This window comes from Mesorhizobium sp. WSM4817 (assembly GCF_055811135.1).
The window spans coordinates 1-20,769 of the sequence record NZ_JBVVQQ010000036.1 but is presented as its reverse complement, the minus strand read 5'-3'; the positions used below and the strand labels follow the sequence as shown (position 1 = coordinate 20,769).

At 62.6% G+C, this 20,769-nt stretch carries 19 protein-coding genes; 15 read left to right on the top strand and 4 right to left on the bottom strand.

Annotated features, from left to right (window positions below; genetic code table 11):
* Window positions 1-26 precede the first annotated feature (26 nt).
* From eutB to doeB, 4 genes are read left to right on the top strand one after another with little or no spacing between them, the layout of a single operon-like run.
* Window positions 27-1,010, top strand: coding sequence for a hydroxyectoine utilization dehydratase EutB (gene eutB / locus AC0L2K_RS31270; RefSeq protein ID WP_128173103.1), 984 nt, complete (start codon window positions 27-29; stop codon window positions 1,008-1,010).
* Window positions 1,007-1,999, top strand: a complete 993-nt coding sequence (eutC, locus tag AC0L2K_RS31265; protein WP_287171128.1) for an ectoine utilization protein EutC — start codon at window positions 1,007-1,009, stop codon at window positions 1,997-1,999. The genes eutB and eutC overlap by 4 nt, the downstream gene beginning before the upstream one ends.
* A 38-nt stretch (window positions 2,000-2,037) precedes the next feature.
* Window positions 2,038-3,228: an ectoine hydrolase DoeA gene (gene doeA, locus AC0L2K_RS31260; RefSeq protein WP_473522809.1), complete on the top strand. Its 1,191-nt coding sequence runs from the start codon at window positions 2,038-2,040 to the stop codon at window positions 3,226-3,228.
* Between the two features lie 5 nt (window positions 3,229-3,233).
* Complete coding sequence (gene doeB, locus AC0L2K_RS31255; protein ID WP_287171126.1) at window positions 3,234-4,235, top strand: N(2)-acetyl-L-2,4-diaminobutanoate deacetylase DoeB; 1,002 nt, start codon at window positions 3,234-3,236, stop codon at window positions 4,233-4,235.
* A gap of 31 nt (window positions 4,236-4,266) precedes the next feature.
* Here doeB and AC0L2K_RS31250 read toward each other — a convergent pair whose 3' ends face one another.
* Window positions 4,267-4,935 (bottom strand): phytochelatin synthase family protein, encoded by a 669-nt coding sequence (locus AC0L2K_RS31250; RefSeq protein WP_287342162.1) that lies wholly within the window; start codon window positions 4,933-4,935, stop codon window positions 4,267-4,269.
* Between the two features lie 890 nt (window positions 4,936-5,825).
* On the opposite strand from AC0L2K_RS31250, the gene AC0L2K_RS31245 reads away from it, so the two are divergent.
* From AC0L2K_RS31245 to AC0L2K_RS31235, 3 genes are read left to right on the top strand one after another with little or no spacing between them, the layout of a single operon-like run.
* On the top strand, window positions 5,826-6,893 hold the full coding sequence (locus AC0L2K_RS31245) for a type III polyketide synthase (RefSeq protein WP_287171122.1): 1,068 nt from the start codon (window positions 5,826-5,828) through the stop codon (window positions 6,891-6,893).
* Window positions 6,890-7,603 (top strand): methyltransferase domain-containing protein, encoded by a 714-nt coding sequence (locus tag AC0L2K_RS31240; RefSeq protein ID WP_473533235.1) that lies wholly within the window; start codon window positions 6,890-6,892, stop codon window positions 7,601-7,603. The genes AC0L2K_RS31245 and AC0L2K_RS31240 overlap by 4 nt, the downstream gene beginning before the upstream one ends.
* Entirely contained in the window at window positions 7,600-8,823 is a 1,224-nt protein-coding gene (locus tag AC0L2K_RS31235) for an NAD(P)/FAD-dependent oxidoreductase (RefSeq protein ID WP_473533234.1), read from the top strand. Before AC0L2K_RS31240 ends, AC0L2K_RS31235 begins: the two co-directional genes overlap by 4 nt.
* Window positions 8,824-8,869: 46 nt before the next feature.
* On the opposite strand, the gene AC0L2K_RS31230 is transcribed toward AC0L2K_RS31235, so the two are convergent.
* Together AC0L2K_RS31230 and AC0L2K_RS31225 are read right to left on the bottom strand one after the other, a co-directional pair.
* Window positions 8,870-9,163, bottom strand: coding sequence for a hypothetical protein (locus tag AC0L2K_RS31230; RefSeq protein WP_287364096.1), 294 nt, complete (start codon window positions 9,161-9,163; stop codon window positions 8,870-8,872).
* A 343-nt stretch (window positions 9,164-9,506) separates the two neighbouring features.
* On the bottom strand, window positions 9,507-9,770 hold the full coding sequence (locus AC0L2K_RS31225; RefSeq protein WP_023797862.1) for a hypothetical protein: 264 nt from the start codon (window positions 9,768-9,770) through the stop codon (window positions 9,507-9,509).
* Window positions 9,771-10,036: 266 nt separating this feature from the next.
* Between AC0L2K_RS31225 and AC0L2K_RS31220 the strand changes: the two genes are divergently transcribed.
* Window positions 10,037-11,476, top strand: coding sequence for an FAD-binding oxidoreductase (locus tag AC0L2K_RS31220; RefSeq protein ID WP_287364093.1), 1,440 nt, complete (start codon window positions 10,037-10,039; stop codon window positions 11,474-11,476).
* Window positions 11,477-11,629: 153 nt separating this feature from the next.
* Here the strand turns inward: AC0L2K_RS31220 and AC0L2K_RS31215 are convergent, their stop codons facing one another.
* A complete protein-coding gene (locus AC0L2K_RS31215) occupies window positions 11,630-12,052 on the bottom strand; it encodes a cupin domain-containing protein (protein WP_287054532.1) in 423 nt (140 codons plus the stop codon).
* A 500-nt stretch (window positions 12,053-12,552) separates the two neighbouring features.
* Between AC0L2K_RS31215 and AC0L2K_RS31210 the strand changes: the two genes are divergently transcribed.
* From AC0L2K_RS31210 to AC0L2K_RS31180, 7 genes are all read left to right on the top strand, one after another.
* A complete protein-coding gene (locus tag AC0L2K_RS31210) occupies window positions 12,553-14,109 on the top strand; it encodes a tlde1 domain-containing protein (protein ID WP_287364091.1) in 1,557 nt (518 codons plus the stop codon).
* A gap of 186 nt (window positions 14,110-14,295) precedes the next feature.
* Window positions 14,296-15,081: a ThuA domain-containing protein gene (locus AC0L2K_RS31205; protein WP_287305224.1), complete on the top strand. Its 786-nt coding sequence runs from the start codon at window positions 14,296-14,298 to the stop codon at window positions 15,079-15,081.
* 77 nt (window positions 15,082-15,158) lie between these two features.
* Window positions 15,159-16,217 (top strand): Gfo/Idh/MocA family protein, encoded by a 1,059-nt coding sequence (locus tag AC0L2K_RS31200; RefSeq protein WP_287364088.1) that lies wholly within the window; start codon window positions 15,159-15,161, stop codon window positions 16,215-16,217.
* Between the two features lie 22 nt (window positions 16,218-16,239).
* Window positions 16,240-16,641: a GFA family protein gene (locus AC0L2K_RS31195; RefSeq protein ID WP_128183899.1), complete on the top strand. Its 402-nt coding sequence runs from the start codon at window positions 16,240-16,242 to the stop codon at window positions 16,639-16,641.
* Between the two features lie 123 nt (window positions 16,642-16,764).
* Window positions 16,765-17,592 carry an N-formylglutamate amidohydrolase gene (locus AC0L2K_RS31190; RefSeq protein WP_287364086.1) on the top strand — a complete coding sequence of 276 codons (828 nt, stop codon included), beginning with the start codon at window positions 16,765-16,767 and terminating at the stop codon, window positions 17,590-17,592.
* Window positions 17,589-19,457: a flavohemoglobin expression-modulating QEGLA motif protein gene (locus tag AC0L2K_RS31185; RefSeq protein WP_473522803.1), complete on the top strand. Its 1,869-nt coding sequence runs from the start codon at window positions 17,589-17,591 to the stop codon at window positions 19,455-19,457. The genes AC0L2K_RS31190 and AC0L2K_RS31185 overlap by 4 nt, the downstream gene beginning before the upstream one ends.
* 14 nt (window positions 19,458-19,471) lie before the next feature.
* Window positions 19,472-20,518, top strand: a complete 1,047-nt coding sequence (locus AC0L2K_RS31180; RefSeq protein WP_473533233.1) for a glutathione synthetase — start codon at window positions 19,472-19,474, stop codon at window positions 20,516-20,518.
* Window positions 20,519-20,769 lie beyond the last annotated feature (251 nt).

Genomic DNA, 20,769 nt, shown 5'->3' with positions numbered 1-20,769 from the left:
GCGAGCACCCCCCTCTGGCAACAGGCATGTCTGTAACCCTTCAGGATATCCGCGCCGCCCGCGAGCGCGTCGCAGGCAAGGTCGAGCGCACGCCGACCGTGCTTTCCCCGAGTCTTTCCGGGCACTTGGGCGCGCCCGTTTATCTCAAGCTCGAACATCGGCAGACCACCGGCAGCTTCAAGCTGCGTGGCGCCTCGAACGCCATCGCTTCGCTGAACGCCGAGGAGAAGGCGCGCGGCGCGGTCGCCGCTTCGACCGGCAATCACGGCCGGGCGCTGGCCCACGCGGCGAAGCTCGAAGGCATGCGTGCGACGATCTGCATGTCGCGACTGGTGCCGCAGAACAAGCTCGACGAAATCCGCCGGCTCGGCGCCGAGATACGCATCGTCGGCAACAGCCAGGACGATGCGCAGCAGGAGGTCGACCGGCTGGTCGCGGAAGACGGTCTGATCATGCTGCCGCCCTTCGACCATCCCGATATCATCGCCGGGCAAGGCACGCTTGGGCTGGAAATCATCGAGCAGGTTGCTGACGCTGCCCTGGTGCTGGTGCCGCTGTCCGGCGGCGGGCTGGCGGCGGGTGTCGCCGCTGCCGTGAAGGGCGTCAGCCCCGGCACGAAGGTCATCGGCGTTTCGATGGCGCGGGGTGCGGCGATGAAGGCAAGCCTCGATGCCGGACATCCGGTCTTGGTCGAGGAACTGCCGACGCTGGCGGATTCGCTCGGAGGCGGTATCGGCCTCGACAATCGGCTGACCTTCTCGATGTGCCGCGACCTGCTCGACGATGTTATCCTGCTCAATGAGGACGAGATCGCCGCCGGCATCCGCCACGCCTATGAACAGGAGCGCGAGATCGTCGAAGGCGCCGGCGCGGTTTGCATCGCCGCCGTGCTTGCCGGCAAGGTCAGGGCGAGCGGCCCCACTGTGCTCATTCTGTCGGGCCGCAATATCGACATGACGCTGCACAGGAAAGTCGTTTGTGGCGAAGCATTTGAGGAGAGCGCCGCATGAGCCGGATGACGATACTGACCGAAGCCGAATTGCGCGCGATCGTGAAGCTCGATCTCGATGCCGTCGCCTGCGTCGAAAATGCGTTCCGCGCGCTTGCCACCTTGCCGGTGGCGATGCCGCCGATCCTGCGGCTCGACATTCCCGAGCATCGCGGCGAGGTCGACGTCAAAACCGCCTATGTGCCTGGCATCGACGGTTTTGCCGTCAAGATCAGTCCCGGCTTCTTCGACAATCCGAAGCTCGGCCTGCCCAGCGTCAACGGCATGATGGTGCTGCTGTCGTCAAAAACCGGGCTGGTCGAGGCGCTGCTGCTCGACAATGGCTATTTGACCGACATCCGCACGGCCGCGGCCGGAGCGGTCGCGGCGAAACATCTTTCGCGAACCGACTCCTCTGTCGCCGCGATCTTCGGCGCCGGCGTCCAGGCTGGACTGCAGCTCGAGGCGCTTATGCTGGTGCGGCCGATCGCCGAGGCGCGGATCTGGGCGAGGGATGCCGCGAAGGCCGAAGCCGCGGCGGATGCATTGCGCGAAAAACTGGGCATCGTCGTGCATGCTGAGCCCGACGCGGCAAAGGCGGCGGCCGGCGCCGACATCATCGTCACCACGACGCCGTCGACCGAACCGCTGATCAAGGCCGGCTTCGTCTCGGCCGGCCAGCACATCACCGCTATGGGCTCGGACGCCGAGCACAAGAACGAGATCGCGCCGGCGATCCTGCGCATGGCCGATCTCTACGTCGCCGACAGCGCGAAGCAGACGCGGCTGCTGGGCGAATTGCATCATGCCATCGCGACGGGGGTGATGGCAGCCGATGCCGAGATCACAGAGCTCGGCCAGATCATCGCCGGCGATAGACATGGCCGCCGTTCGGCCAGCGACATCACCATCGCCGACCTCACCGGCACCGGCGTGCAGGACACGGCGATCGCCACGCTCGCCCGCGACCGTGCCCGGGCGGCCAAGACGGGTACGATTTTCGAAAGCTGATGCCGGCCGCAAGGCCCAACAAACGAGGACCAAGAACAATGCAGCCCAATCTAAAATTCTCGCGCGGCGAATATGCGGATCGCCTCGCCAAGACCCGGAAGGCCATGGAAGCCGAGCGCGTCGATCTGCTTGTTGTCAGCGATCCGTCCAACATGGCCTGGCTGACCGGCTATGACGGCTGGTCGTTCTACGTGCACCAGGCCGTCATCGTGCCGCCGTCGGGCGAACCGGTGTGGTACGGGCGCGGCCAGGACGCCAACGGCGCCAAGCGCACCGCCTATCTCGCGCACGACAACATCGTCGGCTATGCCGACCATTATGTGCAGTCGACCGAACGCCACCCGATGGATTTTCTCTCGCAGGTGCTGGCCGATCGTGGCTGGGGCAAGCTCAGCATCGGTGTCGAGATGGACAATTACTGGTTCTCGGCCGCTGCCTTCGCTTCGCTGCAGAAACATCTGCCCAATGCCCGGTTCGTCGACGCCACGGCACTCGTCAACTGGCAGCGAGCGGTGAAGAGCCCGACCGAAATCGACTATATGCGCAAGGCCGCCCGCATCGTCGAAGCGATGCACCAGCGCATTGTCGACAAGATCGAAGTCGGCATGCGCAAATGCGACCTGGTCGCCGAGATCTATGATGCCGGCACGCGCGGCGTCGACGGGCCAGAGGGAAGAATTGGCGGCGACTATCCGGCGATTGTGCCACTGCTGCCGTCGGGCGCCGATGCGTCGGCGCCGCATCTGACCTGGGACGACCGGCCGATGAAGTCGGGCGAGGGCACCTTCTTCGAGATCGCCGGCTGCTACAACCGCTACCATTGTCCGCTTTCGCGGACTGTGTTCCTCGGTAGACCGACGCAGGAATTCCTCGATGCCGAGAAGGCGACGCTGGAAGGAATGGAAGCGGGGTTGGCCGCGGCAAAGCCCGGCAATACATGCGAGGACATCGCCAACGCCTTCTTCGCGGTGCTGAAGAGATACGGCATCGTCAAGGACAACCGCACCGGTTATCCGATCGGGCTTTCCTATCCGCCGGATTGGGGCGAGCGCACTATGAGCCTGCGCCCCGGCGACCGCACTGACCTGAAGCCCGGCATGACCTTCCATTTCATGACCGGCCTGTGGCTGGAGACGATGGGGTTGGAGATCACCGAATCCATCCTGATCACCGAGACCGGCGTCGAGTGCCTGGCCAATGTGCCGCGCAAACTGGTGGTCAAGAATTGAGCCCGATGTCCAGCCTTCGCCCATCGCCAATCACGCCGAGCGTAGACTTCGACCGCGACGGCGTGCAGCACGGCTTCTTGCGCCTGCCCTACAGCCGCGACGACTCAGCCTGGGGATCGGTGATGATCCCGATCTGCGTGATCCGCAACGGCAGCGGGCCAAGCGCATTGCTCACCGGCGGCAACCATGGCGACGAGTATGAGGGGCCGCTGGCGCTCTACGATCTCGCCCGCACGCTCGATCCCAAGCAAGTCAGCGGCACGGTCATCATCGTGCCGGCAATGAACTATCCGGCGTTCCGCGCCGGCACCCGCACCTCGCCGATCGACAAGGGCAATTTGAACCGCAGCTTTCCCGGCCGGCCTGACGGGACGGTGACCGAGAAGATCGCGGACTATTTTCAACGTGAGTTGCTTCCCCGCGCAGACATCGCGCTCGACTTCCACTCCGGCGGCAAGACGCTCGACTTCGTGCCGTTCTGCGCCGCCCATATCCGGCCCGACAAAGTGCTGGAGGCGAAGGGCTTCGCCGTGGTCGAGGCGTTCTCGGCACCCTGGTCGATGAAGATGCTGGAAATCGACGCGGTCGGCATGTTCGACACTGCCGCCGAGGAGATGGGGAAGCTGTTCATCACCACGGAGCTTGGCGGCGGTGGCACCTCCCGCGCGGAAACGGTGCGGATCGCCCGTCGCGGCGTGCTCAATGTGCTGCGCCATGCCGGCATTGTCGCCGGTGCGGTCGAGACGCAGCCGACCCGCTGGCTCGACATGCCGTCGGGCGATTGTTTCTCGTTCGCCGAGGACGACGGGATGATCGAAACGATGATCGATCTCGGCGAGCCTGTCGAGAAGGGCCAGGTCCTGGCGCGCATCCACTCCATCGGCCGCACCGGTGCCGCACCTCAGGAGATCAGGGCAAGGATGTCGGGTCTTTTGGCTGCCCGCCATTTCCCTGGATTGGTCAAGGCGGGCGACTGCACCGCAGTGGTCGCTGTGCTGGTCGATTGAAGGCAAGGCAATCGAAAAGCTTGCGACTTCGCTACTCGATCAGCAGCAAGCCGCGCTTTTTGTCGCCATCGCTATCGATTGTGTCCATGGCTGAGAACAGGCGCTCACGCTCGACCAGCCAAGGCTTATAATCCTCGTTTACATCGAGGACGAAGACCATGTCCTCGGCCTCCAGATATCCTCCGACCGGGGAGAAATGGCCAACGCCGGCGCCGAAAATCTTCTCACGGGTAAAGTTGACGATGTAACGGCGGCCGGGATCGTTGGCGCGCTTCATGTGCTCGCGAAATGCATCGGCGCTCAGATCCCGAAGCACGGAGACCTTCCGCTTGGTGTTCGTTCGAGCGACCTCGGCAAGCTCGTCCAGCGTGAGCCCGATGATGCAGAAGCCCGTCCAGCACTTTCCGGTTCCAGCGAGGACTTCGGCTTCGGTTGTCTCCTCCTCGCCGATGGAGCGGAATGTGTTTGCGACACTTGCCGGGCCGCACCTTGATCCGTTTGATTGCCATGTGACGTCGGCATCGAACGTGGCAGCCACGGGCAGCTTCCAGGCGCTGTCGATCAATTCAGCGGTGCGGGTAACCGACGACTGGATCGCATCTTGCGAAACTCTGGACTGGCCGGCAATCAAAAGTGCGGCGCCGCCCAGCAGGCCGAGGACGGCGATCACAATCACACCGAAAGCGAGACTGCGCTTCATTGCTGAATCTCGTATCAGGCAGCAACAGGAGAATGAAGAAAAGGCACAGCAACGTCAATCGGCGCCCGCACCCGGCCAGTCGCGATCTGGTCCGGCAGCAACTGAAGCCGGCCGCTTGCCAAGCGGGCTGCCACCGCTCATCGCCGTGAGCGCTGCGTCTGGGAGAGTATGGATCAGGCAAGGAACTTCGCCGGTGAAAGAGCGGGGTCGTTTCGCTAGCGCCAATAGCTGCTGCGCCTGCAAACCTCAGGCTTCCAGAGACGACCCAAATTACGACTTGCTCGGCGTAGGCGTCGCTAAAGGCGAACCTAACGAAGGCCAAGGAAGCTGAGTATCGCAATTACGATAACGACGGCCCCGACCAGCCAGATGATATTGTTCATGACAGCTCTCCTTTATCTTTGCCGCGAGCCTGTGGCGGCTCGCGATAATTATGGCGAACGCGCTCACGGCGTTCTCGTTCCAAACTGAGCCTAAGCCGCCAATTACTCTTTGGACCGGAGGCCCGCGCCTCTGGAGGAGCGCGGGCCGACCGGGATCCCGGTCCAGCAGCCAACATCCGGGAGATATTCGCTGTCACCCTACAATCGTTAGTATGCGCTAATGTTCCATCGCTCAGAAAAATACCGCGCCTACCGAGGGCCGGAAGCAATGGCGCCGCGGCCCGAAGCGAGGGCACTTCGGTGGACGCCTCGGTGATGGAGCCTATGTTCCTACATGCCGGCGAACCGCAGCATCGCCTGGCAACAGCACAGGTGGGATGAAATCAGTTCTCAGAAACGTTCATCAACAACACTCAATGCCTGCTGCCCGACACCTGGTGCCGATGACCAAACAACCTCCGGCGGTGGTTTTAGAAAATACCGTGCGCGACGCCGTGGAGACCGAATATGCCGGCCAAAGCGTATATTAACCGGATCGCGACAGCAGTGCCGGAGCACGAGGTTCATCAATTCTATCTGCGTTTCGCCGCCTCCATGCTTGCGGCCGATCGTCGAAGAATTTTCGAACGCATGGTTGACGTTGCCGGCATCGAGCACCGCTATTCATGCTTTGCACCTGCCGGCGACCCCGAAGGTCCATCAGCAGATCTGGCCGGGAGGTTCATCCGGGGTGCCTTTCCTGGAACAGCCGAGAGAATGGCGATGTTCTGTCATGCCGCACCTGTTCTCGCGCAAAAAGCCGTCGACGGATTGGAGCTTGGTGGCGGCGCTTCCCGCATCACCCATCTCATCGTCACCACCTGCACCGGTTTTTCAGCGCCGGGCATCGACCTGGAGCTGGTTGCGCGATGTGGCCTGCCGGACACGGTCGAACGCACGATGATCGGTTTCATGGGCTGCTACGCGGCGATCAACGGCCTCAAGCTTGCCCGCCACATCGTCCGCTCCGATCCGCAGGCCAGGGTCCTGCTGGTCAATATCGAACTCTGCACGATGCATCTGCGGGAAACCAGCGAACTGGAAAAGCTGCTGTCGTTCTGCCTCTGGGGCGATGGCTGTGCGGCTGCGCTCGTCACCGCCGAGCCGCACGGCATCGAGCTCGAAAGCTTCTACGGCATCGTGGCGGACGAGCGGCGGGATCTGATGAGCTGGAGCATTAGTGACCACGGTTTCGAAATGGTTCTTTCCGGCCAGGTCCCGGCAGCAATCCATAACGCGTTGCGGAGCAATCACGACGCCATCCTCGGTGGTCGGCCGACCGAGGCGATCGACCTCTGGGCCGTGCACCCGGGGGGACGTTCGGTGCTCGACGCCGTCGAACGGGCCCTGGAACTCGCGCCCACCGCGCTGGAGCCATCGCGCGAGGTGTTGCGCCGTTATGGAAACATGTCGTCGGCGACCGTCATGTTCGTGATGAAAGAGATGTTGAAGGCGCCACCAGGCATGCTCGGCTGCGGCATGTCGTTCGGACCCGGGCTGGCCGCCGAAACCATGCTTTTCCGAACTGCGTCATGAGCAGCCTGGAGCACCGCCAGCTTGCGCCGGAAATCCTCGACGGGCTTGCGGCCGACGATCCACGAGCGCTTGCGGCGCGCGGCGACCTCCGCCGCATCAACGCGCTGATGTTTCAGGCCAGGATCATGGCGTCGCTGCTGCAGAAATTTGTGCCAGGGCCGCCGCGCCGGATTCTGGAGATCGGCGCCGGCGATGGCTCCTTCATGCTGGCGGTGGCGCGGCGCATGGCCGGGCATTGGTCTGGGGTCGAACTGGTAATGCTCGACCGCGTCGACCTCATCACCGCGCAATTGCGTGGCGATTTCGACAGGCTGGGATGGATGGTCGAAGGCGTCACCGCCGATGTCTTCGACTGGGCGAGAAAGAATGCGGGCACGCGGTTCGACGCGATCACCGTCAATCTGTTTCTGCATCATTTCGACGATGCCGGGCTCGTGCGTCTGTTTTCGCTGATGGCGCCGAAGGCCCCGTTGCTGTTGGCGACAGAGCCGTTGCGGACCAAACTGGCATTGGCCGCGACCCGCCTTCTCCCGGCGATCGGCGCCAATGACGTCACACGAAACGACGCGGCTCAAAGCGTGCGTGCCGGCTTTCGCGGCAGCGAGCTTTCCGGTCTCTGGCTCGCGGCAAACGGCAAACCGGTCGAAGAACGGCGCGCCGGCCTCTTTTCCCACATTTTCGTCGGCGCCAACGCCGGTCATGACCTATGACGCGATTGTCGACCCATGACGCGATCGTCATAGGCGCCGGCCCGGCGGGCACGTCCGTCGCGCTGACGCTGGCCCGGCGCGGATGGGCCGTGGCTATTGTGGAAAAGAGCGTGTTCCCGCGCCGCAAGGTCTGCGGCGAATATATATCGGCAAGCAATCTTGCGCTTCTGGATCAGCTGGAAATCGCCGATGCCTGGCGTGCCAATGCCGGCCCCGAAATCCGCCGCGTCGGCTTCTTTTCCGGCGATGCGAGTGTCGAGGCGCCAATGCCTCCCGCGAAAGATGGGTCCTGCGAGAAAAAAGATGGTTTCGGCCGGGCGCTTGGCCGAGACATTCTCGACTGTCTGCTTTTGCAGGCGGCGCGATCGGCGGGCGTCGAGATCTTTCAGCCTTGCCGCGCCGTCGCCATCGACCCAGATGGCGAGGCGCAATTGGTGCGAATTCAAGCCGGAAACGAAACGACGATGTTGTGCGCGCCGGTGATTGTCGCCGCACACGGCTCCTGGGAGCCAGGACCGCTGCCCAGCCAGCTTGGAAAGACCAACCGCCCTTCGGACCTGTTCGGCTTCAAGGCGCATTTCACCGGGTCGTCCCTGGCGCCTGATTTGATGCCCCTGCTGATATTTCCTGGCGGTTATGGCGGCATGGTTTCGGCGGATCATGGCCGGCTGTCGATCTCGTGCTGCATTCGGCGCGATATGCTCGCGCAGTTGCGCAAACAAGCTGGCCCTAGACACCAGAGCCATTTGTCGGCGGCCGAGGCGGTCTCCCGTCATCTGATGGAATCATGCCGGGGAGTAAGGGATGCGCTAGAGTCTGCTGACGCCGACGGGCCTTGGCTTGCCGCAGGTCCGATCCGGCCGGGAATTCGCTCCTGCTACGAACGCGACATCTTTCGCGTCGGCAATGCGGCCGGAGAGTCTCACCCTGTCATCGCCGAGGGCATCTCGATGGCGCTTCAGTCCGGCTGGCTGCTGGCCTGCGAACTCTCATGCGCGCCGAGCAGGCGTGCAGGGCGCGAGACGGCAGGCAGACGCTTCGAGGCGGCCTGGAAAAGGCTGTTTTCAACTCGGGTCTACGCCGCCGCCGCACTTGCCGGGATTGCCGTTAGTCCAAGCAGCGCCACCTTGATGGCGGCAATTATCCGGAATTTCCCGCAAGCGCTAACGTTGGGTGCGCAACTGAGCGGCAAGACAAAGCCGGTTCCCGGCTTTGCCTGACTGGTGGCGCGGTGCGCCACCACGGCTTCAGGAAGCCCTGGCTCCGTTACTCGGGGCAATCCTCTCTATCCGAGGTTGCAGTGCCACCGGCAGTGTTCTTATCGGCCTCCACTACGTCCTTGCACCGATCACTCATGCCGTCGCCGCCGTCGGTGGTTGAACCGGTTACGTTTGGATCGGCAGGAGTTGCATTATCGGTGCCGGGAGCCATGGTGCCCGTGCCTGTCCCGGTGGCCGCTCCCGGATCGGTGGTGCCGGATCCAGTGCCGTTTGATTGCGCCATCGCCGAAGTGGCAAGGGCAATGCTGAGTGCGGTTGCGGAAAGAATTTTTTTCATCATGGTCGGTCTCCATTAGAGCTGCATCGCTGGTTGCGATGATTATCCAACGAGCGTTTTTTGGAGTTGTTCCGTCAGACAGAAATCGTGATCGAAGGTCGGGCCGAAGGCGATCCAAGCAGCAATGCTGGCGAACCGCGCCATGTTTTTCGGTTTCAATGGAACAACAACCACCGGCAACGGTTGGAAGCGCAGTCGTTCTACTCTAGCGACTGTGACAGCCGATCGCACGGCATTGGGACAAAGGCCCGGCGCTTCCTCCCCGCCGGGCCTTTCTGTCGCTGGAGGAACTTTCACGGAATTTGGCCGAAACCGTGCGGCTGCCACGGTATTGAACTGCTGCCGTTCACGGCTCGTCGATATCCTGCCTCGAGGGGTTGCGCGAGAGGGCGCGTTCCTCTTCGTCGTCCGGCAGCGCCTCGTCGCTGTCCTGGTACGGATTGTCGTCGTCTTCCTCGGGCAGTTCAGCCTCTTTGTCGAGATCGTAACGGATGTCGCCGTTTCCCGGCACGCTGTCTGGTAGAATTTTACTGCCTTTGATCGCGTCCCAATCCTGCTGTTCGATGGTTGGGCCTTCGGATGGATCGTCGGGTTTTCTGCGCGGTGCCATCAGAGTTCTCCTCTGCACTGGTTGCTGTACGCCTAACTCCGCGGACCGCTGCGTAGTTCCTCCGATCGAACCGACGAGATCGTCTAGAGCGATCCAGCACTCATTTCGGCTTAGCCTGCCGGCGGCTTTTAGCTCAATGAGAGCTGACCGTTATGCGGGTTGCGCAATGCCGGCCAGAGCGATCATGAACTTGCGCGACTTCTAATATAAAGGCAGACTTGGAAACGGGTGGAGGGAAAACGGCTCAAAACATCGGGAGGAAAGCCATGGATAGCATGAGCCTCACCACGCTTGAACCTGGCAAGACAACGGTCGATGCCGCGGCCCTGGAGGCGCTTTCGGCACAATTGCGCGGCACCGTGCTGAGGGAAGGCGACGCCGCCTATGACGAGGCACGCAGCATCTGGAACGCCATGATCGACCGGCGGCCCGGGCTGATCGTGCGCTGCGCCGGTGCCGCCGACGTTATCGCCGCCGTCAATTTTGCCAGGGAAAACAGGCTGCTCGTCGCGGTTCGCGGCGGCGGCCACAACATCGCCGGCAGCGCCGTCTGCGACGGCGGGCTGATGATCGATCTGTCGCAGATGAAGTCGGTGCGGGTCGATCCGGCGACCCGGCGGGCATGGGTGGAACCTGGCGCGACGCTCGCCGATGTCGACGCGGAGACACAGGCCTTCAGACTGGCGGTGCCGACCGGCATCAACTCGACCACCGGCATTTCGGGCCTGACGCTGGGCGGCGGCTTCGGCTGGATCACGCGGAAATTCGGCCTGACCATCGACAATCTTCTCTGCGCCGATGTGGTTACCGCCGACGGCAAGCTGCTGCGCGCCAGCCAGACCGAAAATCCGGATCTGTTCTGGGCGCTGCGCGGTGGTGGCGGCAATTTCGGCATCGTCACGGCTTTCGAGTTCAAGCTCCACCAAGTCGGTCCGCAGGTGCTGTCGGGGCTTGTCGTTCATCCCTTCGCCGATGCCGAAAACGTGTTGCGCGAATACCGAGCCGCGCTCGAAGCAGCGCCCAATGAGCTGACCTGCTGGGCGGTCATGCGGCAGGCGCCGCCGCTGCCGTTCCTGCCGGCCGAATGGCATGGCAAGGAGGTGCTGGTCCTGGCCATGTGCTATTGCGGCGACCTTCAGGAGGGTGAGAAGGCGACACAGAGGCTTCGCGCCATCGGCACACCGATTGCAGACGTGGTCGGTCCCAACCCGTTCACCGGCTGGCAGCAGGCATTCGATCCGTTGCTGACGCCTGGCGCCCGCAACTATTGGAAGAGCCATGACTTCACCGAGCTTTCCGACAGCGCGGTTGAGGTCGTGACAGCGGCGATACCCAGGCTTCCCGGCCCCGAATGTGAGATTTTCATCGGCCATGTCGGCGGTGCCGCGGGCCGGGTGACAGCGGATGCAACGGCGTTTCCGCAACGCAGCGCGCACTACGTCATGAATGTCCACGCCCGCTGGCGCGAACCGGAAATGGACCAGGCCTGCATCGACTGGGCGCGGGGCCTCTATGAAGCAGCCAAGCCCTATGCCGCCGGCACGGCCTATGTGAACTTCATGCCCGGGGACGAGGTCGACAGGGTCGAAGCAGCCTATGGCGGCAACTATCGGCGGCTGCTGGAAATCAAGCAGCGATATGATCCGCTGAACCTGTTCCGCATGAACCAGAATTTGCGGCCGATGGAAGCGCAGCGCGCCGCATAGGCTGCGCAGGCATGACAAGGCCCGCGCCTCCGACGCAGGACGCGGGCCTCATTTTCGGGTCATGCGCTAGAGCGGTTCGCTGAACCGCTCTAGCTATTTGTTTTTTGCGCAATTCCGGGCGGAAAACCGTTGCACACTTTTCCTGGAATTGTTCTAGGCAGGTATCAAGATCGCAATGCGATGTACGCCGACCACGGCACTTGTGTTGGTGGAACCGTCGGTCTTGCCCTTGGCGCAAGTGTACATGTCGCCTTCTCTAAGTTTGAATTCCTTGTCCGCTTTCTTGATCGTGAATTCGCCGGCAGCGATCGTGCAGACCATGTCGTTGTCCATGACCTCTTCAGGAGCCACTGCTCCGGGCTGAAAGACAATGTCGACAATTGAGATGCTCTTGTAAGCGGGAATGTCGGAGGTCCCAGTGCCGACCTCCACCAGTCTGACGCCGGGCGCAATCTCCTTGCCTTCATTCGGGCCGTACTCCTTGGCCGTTGCGGATCTCGCCAAAGCGAATAGAGGCGCTACCGCGGCGGCAGTGACGCCGAGCGCTATTGCAGACCTGCGATTCATGGTTTCCATCGCATCCTCCCTTTTGTTGGTCGCGCACAAATGTGCATGACTAAGGTATGTTAGCACAAACGAATTTACCTGTAAGGCAGCGCCGGCAACGCAGCCTGCGCGCAGACGATCACGGGGGATGCGACGCTTTCGAACTCGAAACAGCCTTTAACTGAGGCCCGCCCAGGCACGGCCTAGTCCTTTCGGTTTCTTGACTCGGCCGGCAAAAACGGGCAGCAAAGCCTGATACAGAGGGCATTTCCGCTATTTTCATAGTTTTGGAGGGAGCCTTTTTGACATAGACCTTCGCCTAATCGGCGATCGGTAGAGGGATTGGTTAACCAAGTTTGTCCATCTTTTGATTCAATCGGCAACAGACGTGAAGCGTGCCGGGGGGCACCAGGCGACTGTGATTGTGACGGCTGCGAGCCCGCATGCCGCAAGGCCGATTGAGGTTTGGTTGTATGGCGTTGATGCGTTCGAATAACCGGGGTGACAATCCTGACAGTGGATTGCCCTCGATGAGGCCCGGCCTGCGCTGGGTAGCGATTCCCGTTGTTGGCGCTGCGATCGCGCTGTGGTCGGCTGCGACCGTGGCCGGCCTCCATTCGGTGGGAACTTCGCTCACCGCCGCCTCCAACAGTCTTCCGCAAAACCTGCTCGCGCCGCGCTCCATGGCGCTCGCCGATCCCCGACACACACTTGCCAATTCACGGGCCAATCCACGGGCCAATTCGTGGGCGCCGTCACTGGCAAGCCGGCAGCGTGAGGCGTCGCTGCTCGGCCGATGCAATGCCGGCTGCGCGCAGGCCGCTGCGAGCTTCGAGCATGAAGGCAAGGTAGCGCGTCTCAAGCCGTTAGCGCGGCCGGATGCTGTGCAGCTTGTCGCCGAAATCTCACCGCAATCGCGCTTCGACAGCGTGGTGGCGAATGCGGCGCTATCGCCGCAAAAGATTGCTGCTGCCTTTGCCCGCGCCTCCGGCGGGGCCGCGCCGTTTGCGGTCGTCAGTCTGCCGACGGGCCAGCGCTTTGCGGAGCCGGTGCGCCTGGCCGATCAGCATGGTCCCGCGTCCGTGCGCTTCGGGCCCGAGATTGCGGAAATCGACCGATCCTCCCGGCTGGCGCTGGCGCTGGCGCTGGCGAATGCATTGCCGGAAGCGATGATCGACGTGCTGCCGCAGGCGACGACGGCCGATTCTGCTGCCACGCAAGAGGGCGAGGTGCAGATGGCGTCGCTGCCGCCGCGGGACGCAATGCCCGGCAGCGTTCCCTTGCCGACTTGGCGTCCGCAGGCGGAAATCGATCAGTCGGACGAGGCGCCCGAGGTCAAGGCACCCGAGGTTAGGGCACCCGAGGTTAGGGCACCCGAGGTTAGGGCACCCGAGGTTAGGGCACCCGAGGTTAGGGCACCCAAGGCCAATGCGCCCAAGGTCCAGGCATCGAGGGCCGCCAAGGCCCAGTCTCAGCCATCCAAAGCCAACAAGGTGGAGACCGCCGCCGCGCCGCAGGTCGAGATGCCCCGGGCGCCAGCCTTGTCCCCGAGGAGTTCGTCACCGGCGGCGAAACCAAGCATGCAAGAGGACATGCAGGGCAGCCGGGGCAAGCCGGCCAAGCGATCGAAGGCCGCAGACATGCTGGCCTATGCCAAACCCGACAGCCCGGCGGGCGGCGGCGGGGTCTTCGGCAACCTGTTCACCAAGCCCGGCAGCGGCGTCGCCGTCTACGACATCTCGGCGAAAACCGTCTATATGCCGGACGGCTCGCGGCTCGAGGCGCATTCGGGACTGGGCTCGATGGCCGACCAGCCTCGCTACGCCAATCGCAAGAATGCCGGCCCGACACCGCCTCACACCTACGATCTGAGGCTGCGCGAATCGCGTTTCCATGGGGTGGAGGCGCTGCGTCTCACTCCTATCGACGGCAAGAACAAATATGGCCGCGACGGCTTTCTTGCGCACACCTACCTGCTGCGCGGCCGCCGCGGGGAATCGAGCGGCTGCGTCGTCTTCAAGGACTACGCCAGCTTCCTCGCCGCGTTCAAGAAGGGCAAGATCAAACGCCTCGTCGTGCGCGGCTAGCCCGAGCCGGCGTGACATCCATCTCCCCCCAAGTGGGGGAGATGTCCGGCAGGACAGATGGGGGCGCTGTCCCGCCGACTTCCAGCCAATTGTCAGCAGCCAGCCTCGAAACCGTTTTCATTCCCGGCCGAGGATACTATGACTGACCTGACCGGGGCGGCGGCTTCAACCGATCAAGAGGATGTCATGACGATACGCGCTGTCGTTTGGGGCGAGAATATCCATGAGCGGACCAATGAGGTGGTGGCGGGGATCTACCCCGAGGGCATGCATGCAACGATCGCCGACGCGCTGAGGCTCGACCCGGAAATTTCCGTATCGTGGGCGACGCTTGAGCAACCGGAGCATGGCCTGCCGGCCGACCGTCTGGCGCGAACCGATGTGCTCGTGTGGTGGGGACACAAGGACCATGGCGCTGTCGCCGACGAAGTCGTCGAGCGCGTGGCGCGCCGCGTCTGGCAAGGCATGGGGCTGATCGTGCTTCATTCCGGCCATTTCTCGAAGATCTTCAAGCAGTTGATGGGCACGCCATGCACGCTGAAATGGCGCGAGGCCGGCGAGCGCGAGCGGCTCTGGGTGACGAGCCCCAACCACCCGATCGCTGCGGGGATCGGCGAGTATTTCGAGCTTGAGAACGAGGAGATGTATGGCGAGCAGTTCGCCGTGCCGGAACCGCTGGAAACGGTGTTCATCTCCTGGTTCCAGGGCGGCGAAGTGTTCCGGTCGGGGCTGACCTATCGCCGTGGCGCCGGCAACATCTTCTATTTCAGGCCCGGCCACGAGACCTATCCGACTTATCACGACGCGAATGTCCAAAAGGTGCTGCGCAATGCGGTGAAATGGGCGCACAACCCGCAGGGCGCGCATCCAGCCATCCTCGATGCGCCGAACGTGCCGGTGGAAAAGGCGCTCGAGCCGATCGTCGAGCGCGGCGGAAAGCTCCATGCCGCGGGCGAAGCCGGTTTTCGCTAGACCGCTATCGCGAAGATTCGGTTCGAAAAATCCATCATCGAACAAGAAGATAAGGCCTCATTCTAAGGATAAGAATCATGCGTCTTTTGATACTCGGCACCGGCTGGATGGCGGAAGAGCATGCCAGGCAGTTCAGCAAGATCGAAGGCGTCGGACTGGTCGGCGCCGTCGATCTGGACCGCGCGCGTGTCGACAAGTTTTCGGACAGCTACGGAATTCCCAACCGGTTCGCGTCGCTGGAAGACGCGCTCGCATGGGACAAGTTCGACGCGGTGGCGAACGTGACGCCAGACCGCATCCACCATCCGACGACCATGATGCTGATCGCGGCGGGCAAGCCGGTGCTGTGCGAGAAACCGCTGGCCGAAAATTACCAGCGGGCCAGTGAAATGGCCGATGCCGCCGAGCAAGCCGGCATCATCAACATGGTCAACCTGACCTATCGCAACGTCGCCCCGCTGCAGCGGGCGCGCACCATGGTGCTTGCCGGCGAGATCGGCCAGGTCAGGCATGTCGAAGCATCCTATCTGCAGAGCTGGCTGGTCTCCAAGTTCTGGGGCGACTGGCGCACGGATCCGAAATGGCTGTGGCGGCTGTCGCGCGGCCACGGCTCCAATGGCGTGCTGGGCGATGTCGGCATCCACATACTCGATTTCGCCAGCTATGGCGCGGCGCTCGACATCGACCATGTGTTCTGCCGCCTCAGGTCCTTCGACAAGGCGCCTGGCAACCGGATCGGCGAGTACGAGCTTGACGCCAATGACAGTTTCACCATGGCGCTGGATTTCAGCAACGGCGCTTTTGGCGTCGTCCATGCCAGCCGCTGGGCAACCGGCCACCTCAACGAATTGCGGCTGCGCATCTATGGCGACAAGGGTGGGATCGAGGTCGTGCACAACCTGACCGGCTCGGAGCTGAAAGCGTGCATGGGCGAGGACATCGAGAACGCAAAATGGCAGGTTCTCGATGCCGGAACGGTGGCGACCAACTACCAGCGCTTCGTCGATGCGGTGCGAAACCGCGTCCAGGCCGAGCCGTCGTTCCGCCATGCGGCCGAATTGCAGAAGGTGCTCGATCTTGCCGTCGTCTCCGACGAGAAGAGGGCTGAGCTCAGGACCCATGCCGAAACCCATTGATGTTCGCTGAAAGGGGCCAGCCATGGTCACGCGCCGCGCCCAATGTTCCTGCGGTCAGCTGTCAGCCACCTGTTCGGGCGAGCCTGTACGCGTCTCTGTCTGCCATTGCCTGGCCTGCAAGCGGCGCACCGGCAGCGTGTTCAGCTTCAATGCGCGGTTTGCGGAGAATGATGTGTCGATCCAGGGACGAGCGGCGGAGTTCACGCGCGTTGGCGACGAAGGCGGCCGTGTCATCTACAGTTTCTGCCCGGATTGCGGCACCACTGTCCATTACCGGATCGATGTCCAGCCCGGTCTGATCGCCATTCCGGTGGGGGCTTTCGCCGACCCATCGTTCCCGCCGCCCTTCCTGTCGTTCTATCACGACAGCCGGCGCTGCGAGTGGGTCGAGGTCCGCACTGAGCCTCTGGCGACGTTCGGCTGAAGCCGTCGTTCGGCTGACGTTTTTGGACGGTTCAGCCTGCTGATCCAGGGCGAGCCAACGATCGCTTGTTCGATGAATTGGAACCGTCCACACTCTCCACGCATTCGATGGACTGTGAACACGATGACTTCCAACAATGATCCGGGCAGCAATGATCCGGGTGGATCACCGGCAGGCTGGACGATCAAGCTCGGAGAGTCGCCTATAGTCGGTACAGCTATCCACAGCGGCACCGACGTTGGCAGGGCTTGTCGATCGCTCATGTGTCTCTCCGATCCCGACCGTCGTAGAGAAGAGGACCCGTTCACCGAGCGTTTCATCGCCGATTTTCCTACCCAGATCATCGTTCATCGGTCACGCTTCCAAGTGGATCTGAACCGTGCGCGAGACGCTGCGGTCTACCGGTCGCCGGACCAGTCCTGGGGCCTGAAAGTCTGGCGAGAGCAGCCGGACGAGGACACCGTTACGGAGTCTCTCTCCTTTCACGACGCCTTCTACAGTGAGCTGAACCGTGTCCTTGCCGGTATCGAGAAGCGCCATGGCAGGTTCGTTCTCATCGACGTCCATAGTTATAATCACCGGCGCGACGGACGGGAGGCTATGCCTACGTCCCGTGACGTCGCGCCCGACATCAACATCGGTACGTCTTCCATGGACCGCGAGCGCTGGGCACCGGTCGTCGACGCTTTCATCGAGACGCTTCGCGGCCAGCGTCTCAACGGCGAGCCGATCGATGCGCGCGAGAATGTGTCCTTCCAGGGCAAGGGCGAACAGACCCGTTTCGTCCATGCCAATTTTCCGGAAACCGGGTGTGCCATCGCCGTCGAGTTCAAGAAGATTTTCATGGACGAATGGAGTGGCGAACCCGACTGGGGAACAATCGAGCGGCTGCGCGCCATGCTGGCGTCTACGGTGCCCGTCCTGGAGTCGGCGCTGCGGGCCATGCGATGAAGCCCAAGCTCGTTGAGCCCGCGCCTCCATTGGCGCAAATCGAATCGGACCTGGACGCGCTTTTGCGGGACGGCAAGCCAATCCGCCGCGATTTCGGCAATGGCAACCGTTTGCACATGGATCGGCCGCTGCCCTTTCTGTGTGTCCATGTTGGGTCGCATCAGGATGCGGCATTCCATGCCGTCTCCGCCAACGCGTCCTATCTGATCGCGGCCGACATCGGCCTCGCCCGCGAGGCCGCGCGGCTGGTGGTGCGAAGGCTGCGCGATCACTGCGGCGCCTTCCTCATGCTGGACATCGGCGAGTTGGCCGAAGACCGGTTCCTGACCGAGGATGTTCCGTTCCTGCCGCCCTTCGAGATTGCGCTGGCCTGCGGCGACACGGCGGCGGAGAAGGCGGCACTGAAGCGCTTCGCCACCGCTGCGTCCGCACGCGAAGCAAAATACCGCACGCCCCGCGTCGACGAACTCAACCCCACGACACGCGCCGAAGCACGGCTTCTGGATGATCTCGGTGATGCGGCGTGCTTGACGGTACGCTTCGCACCGATTTACCGGGTGCCTGGCACCAAGCGCGTCTACCCCGAACTCCACGACCTTGTCGTCGCCAACATGGTCGATTCCGCGCTTCAGGCCGTCAGCGCCTTCCTGAAGGCATCAAGGCTGGAACAGCCGGCAACCCATCGTTCGCTGGGGCGGCGCGCCTATATCGACGCAGTGGTGCGCGCTGATCGGGCGATCGACAACGTCGCGTCGACATTCGATTTTCTGCTTGCCGTCACACCGATCAATGCCGAACCAGCCTGGCTGGAATTCCAGGCAGGCGCCTTCGAGCGTGTGCCCGTGCTGCTCTACAGGCCGCTCGAGTTCGAGGTCGCCGGCCAGAAACGGAAGCTCTATTCGGTCTCGCTCGATCATCTGGAAGATCCGCTGCTGACCACGCTGCTCTCGCAAAAGCAGCAGGAACTCGATCTCCAGCTGTCGATGCTCGCGGCGCGCGAAACGCCCCGCTTCGTCGAACTCGGACGAGCTCTCTATGGTAGCGTCGAGCCGAGCCTGGCGGCGCGAGCACGCGCCATTCTCGAAAAGGCGCCTAGCGTTGCGTCGGCCACCCGGCAGAAGGGCCTGGGCGCCGACGCTGTCGCCGCGGCCGCGCGAGACATGATCGCCGGCTACCGGGCAGCCTATCCCGAATTCGATGCCTCCGTGGAGATCCGCGGCGACCTGCCGGCCGGCCTCCTCGTCTCGCGAAACCGGCTGCTGGTTTCACGCGATACCAACCTTCCACCGGAGCGTCTGACTGCGCTGCTCAGTCACGAGATCGGTGTCCATCTGCTGACCTATTTCAACGGTGACGCGCAGGGGCTCGCCATCTTCCGCAACGGGCTCGCCGGCTATGAGGGCATGCAGGAGGGACTGGCCGTGCTGGCGGAATATCTGGTCGGCGGCATGACCGCAGCGCGGTTGAGGCTGATCGCGGCCAGGGTTATCGCCTGTCAGACGATGCTCGACGGAGCAACATTCGAGGAGACCTTCCGCATCCTCCACAGGGATTTCGGTCTCGACGATCGCGGCGCCTTCAACGTCGTTCTGCGTGTCTATCGAGGCGGGGGCCTTGCAAAGGACGCCATCTATCTGCGGGGCATGGTGCAGATCCTCGATCATCTGAAGGACGGCGGCAGCCTCACGCCGTTTTGGATCGGCAAGATCTCCGCCGCGGATTTCGGAGCGATCCAGGAACTCAACGCGCGCGGCTTGCTGCGGGCGCCGCGCCTCGAGCCCGCGTTCCTCTCTTCCGACGCGGCGCGTCCGCGTCTCAAGAGAGCGATGGCGGGAATCGGTCCGATCGATATGGTTGAAACTTGAGCGGAGTCTCCTCGATGCGCATCGCGTTCTTTGTCAATTCCATTGAGAGCGAGACGCCCGCCTACACGACGACAGCGTTGGCGCTGGCCGCCGTCCAGCGCGGTCATTCCGTTGTCTATGTTGAACCAGGCGACTTCATACTGCGTCCGGATGACGGTCTGGCTGTCAGCGTGGCGGTTCTGCCGGATGCTTCCTACAAGACGTCCGACAGACTGCATGCTGCCCTGAAGGATGCAGCGAAGCAGAAAAAGACTTTGGCGATAAGCGATATCGACATTGTGTTTCTGCGCAACGATCCATCGCTGGACGCCACCGATCGGCCATGGGCCGCCAACGCAGGCGTTATGTTCGGGCGGATCGCGGCGGCTCGCGGCGCGATTGTCGTCAACGATCCGGATGGCCTGGGACAGGCACAGAGCAAGCTCTACCTTCAGTCTTTTCCCGAGGCGGTCAGGCCGGCTACCCTGATATCGCGCAGCATTACCGAGATCCGCGCATTTATCGACAAACACTCGAAGGGCTGCATCGTCAAGCCACTCCAAGGATCGGGTGGCAAGAACGTCTTCCATATTGCAACGCCCACCGATTCCAACCTCAACCAGATTTTCGAAGCGGCCAGCGGTGACGGCTATCTCATCGCGCAGGTCTACATTCCGGAGGCCAAGGCTGGTGACGTGCGTCTTTTCTTGATGAACGGTCTGCCGCTGGTGCGCGACGGCAATTACGCAGCCTTTCGCCGCGTTCCAGCCAAGGGCGACGTCCGGTCCAATATCCATGCCGCTGGAACAGCCCACAAAGTCAAGGTAACGGGCACGATGTTGGGCATTGCCGAGATGGTGCGCCCCAAATTGATCAATGATGGCATGTTTCTGGTTGGGCTCGACATCGTCGGAGAAAAACTTCTGGAGATCAACGTCTTCACGCCAGGCGGGCTGACACGGCTCGCCGTCATGTACAAGACGGATTTTGCCACAAGCGTCATCATTGCGCTGGAGGAGAAGCGGACGCTGCGTCAAGCTTATGGAAAGACCATGACAAATTCGCGGCTGGCGACGCTCTGAGGGATGCAGGCAGGCCGGCTAGGACGGCAAGTGGGTTGAGGTTCCCACTGAGACTATGGCGACATTCGGCTGAAGGCGCCGGCCGGCTCTTTCCAGACTAGGGCAGAATCCAATCACTCTGAACGACTGAGTTCAATCCTTGTCTGCCTTCGTTCGGAGAACTTCTACGGCAAGTTCTGACCCGAAGCGGCCCTTCCTGGACCGAATTTCCTTCCCGGAAGCCGACGTTCACCAGAACCACCAGTCTTGAC

Coding starts and splice junctions, on each gene's coding strand:
- AC0L2K_RS31225 (WP_023797862.1), bottom strand. CDS start 9,770: ATGGCACCGCGCAGAAAACCCGACGATCCATCCGAAGGCCCAACCATC.
- AC0L2K_RS31180 (WP_473533233.1), top strand. CDS start 19,472: ATGCGCATCGCGTTCTTTGTCAATTCCATTGAGAGCGAGACGCCCGCC.
- AC0L2K_RS31210 (WP_287364091.1), top strand. CDS start 12,553: ATGAGGCCCGGCCTGCGCTGGGTAGCGATTCCCGTTGTTGGCGCTGCG.
- AC0L2K_RS31190 (WP_287364086.1), top strand. CDS start 16,765: ATGACTTCCAACAATGATCCGGGCAGCAATGATCCGGGTGGATCACCG.
- AC0L2K_RS31220 (WP_287364093.1), top strand. CDS start 10,037: ATGGATAGCATGAGCCTCACCACGCTTGAACCTGGCAAGACAACGGTC.
- AC0L2K_RS31200 (WP_287364088.1), top strand. CDS start 15,159: ATGCGTCTTTTGATACTCGGCACCGGCTGGATGGCGGAAGAGCATGCC.
- eutC (WP_287171128.1), top strand. CDS start 1,007: ATGAGCCGGATGACGATACTGACCGAAGCCGAATTGCGCGCGATCGTG.
- AC0L2K_RS31230 (WP_287364096.1), bottom strand. CDS start 9,163: ATGATGAAAAAAATTCTTTCCGCAACCGCACTCAGCATTGCCCTTGCC.
- AC0L2K_RS31245 (WP_287171122.1), top strand. CDS start 5,826: ATGCCGGCCAAAGCGTATATTAACCGGATCGCGACAGCAGTGCCGGAG.
- eutB (WP_128173103.1), top strand. CDS start 27: ATGTCTGTAACCCTTCAGGATATCCGCGCCGCCCGCGAGCGCGTCGCA.
- AC0L2K_RS31195 (WP_128183899.1), top strand. CDS start 16,240: ATGGTCACGCGCCGCGCCCAATGTTCCTGCGGTCAGCTGTCAGCCACC.
- AC0L2K_RS31205 (WP_287305224.1), top strand. CDS start 14,296: ATGACGATACGCGCTGTCGTTTGGGGCGAGAATATCCATGAGCGGACC.
- AC0L2K_RS31250 (WP_287342162.1), bottom strand. CDS start 4,935: ATGAAGCGCAGTCTCGCTTTCGGTGTGATTGTGATCGCCGTCCTCGGC.
- AC0L2K_RS31215 (WP_287054532.1), bottom strand. CDS start 12,052: ATGGAAACCATGAATCGCAGGTCTGCAATAGCGCTCGGCGTCACTGCC.
- AC0L2K_RS31185 (WP_473522803.1), top strand. CDS start 17,589: ATGAAGCCCAAGCTCGTTGAGCCCGCGCCTCCATTGGCGCAAATCGAA.
- AC0L2K_RS31235 (WP_473533234.1), top strand. CDS start 7,600: ATGACGCGATTGTCGACCCATGACGCGATCGTCATAGGCGCCGGCCCG.
- AC0L2K_RS31240 (WP_473533235.1), top strand. CDS start 6,890: ATGAGCAGCCTGGAGCACCGCCAGCTTGCGCCGGAAATCCTCGACGGG.
- doeA (WP_473522809.1), top strand. CDS start 2,038: ATGCAGCCCAATCTAAAATTCTCGCGCGGCGAATATGCGGATCGCCTC.
- doeB (WP_287171126.1), top strand. CDS start 3,234: ATGTCCAGCCTTCGCCCATCGCCAATCACGCCGAGCGTAGACTTCGAC.